Raw genomic sequence first — 884 nt, 5'->3', positions numbered from 1 at the left:
CTTATTGGTCAATCGTCAACCATGAAAACACCAGCCATGAAAGCCGCTTTAGCTCCTATCACTTGTCTTCAAAAAGAATGGTATAAAGAGTGGTTAAAGCAGAAAGAAAGACTAGAAATTGAAGAGAGACTTGAAACTTTAGACAAACGAGAAAAGGAAAAACAAGCCAATAAAGCGCTTAAAAAAGGAGAGTGTGAAACCGCCCGTGCTCTTTTGTATGAAACTCTCTCTAAAGACAATGCGCATGATAATGATGTCTCTCGTTTTATCGTCAATGATGTCACGGTTGAAAAGCTTGGGGAACTCTTAAAAGAAAACCCCCGTGGTCTCTTAATGGTGCGTGATGAATTGTCTGGTTTTTTAGCCAATCTGGAACGAAGAGAATATCAAACAGACCGTGCTTTTTATCTCACAGCTTTTAATGGAGATGATCAATTTACAGAGGACCGTATCGAGCGGGGAACCATTTTTATCTCTCATGTAACGTTATCAATAATTGGAGGCATTCAACCTTCACGCATTATTCCCATCATTCAAGCAATCCACCGTGGAATAAACGATGACGGTTTATTGCAACGGTTTCAAATGATTGTGTGGCCCGATGAAAATCAAGAATGGAAATTGATTGATAGACCTCCCAATCAAGAGGGCTGGCAAAAGTATGAAGGGGTATTTCGCTCTTTTCGTGATAAACGATTAGGTTCGGAAAAACACCCGCTAATCATGCGATTTATGCAAAAAGCACAAGAGAAATTTTATGAATGGTTAGAAAAACTTCATAGAGAGGAAAAAAGTGGTCGATTAGCAGAAAGCTTACAATCGCATCTTTTAAAAATGAGAAAAACCATAGCAAGCCCTGCGCTGATTTTTGAACTGCTTAAGAG

At 39.1% G+C, this 884-nt stretch carries 1 protein-coding gene; it reads left to right on the top strand.

From position 1 onward, the window contains the following. Positions 1-884, top strand: an 884-nt coding sequence (locus tag M4Z11_RS07360) for a DUF3987 domain-containing protein (protein WP_249678038.1), incomplete at both ends; no start/stop codon positions are given.

Source organism: Bartonella bilalgolemi, assembly GCF_023500045.1.
GTDB lineage: Bacteria > Pseudomonadota > Alphaproteobacteria > Rhizobiales > Rhizobiaceae > Bartonella > Bartonella bilalgolemii.
The sequence above is the reverse complement of the archived record's forward strand: the minus strand, read 5'-3'. Positions and strand labels throughout refer to the sequence as shown.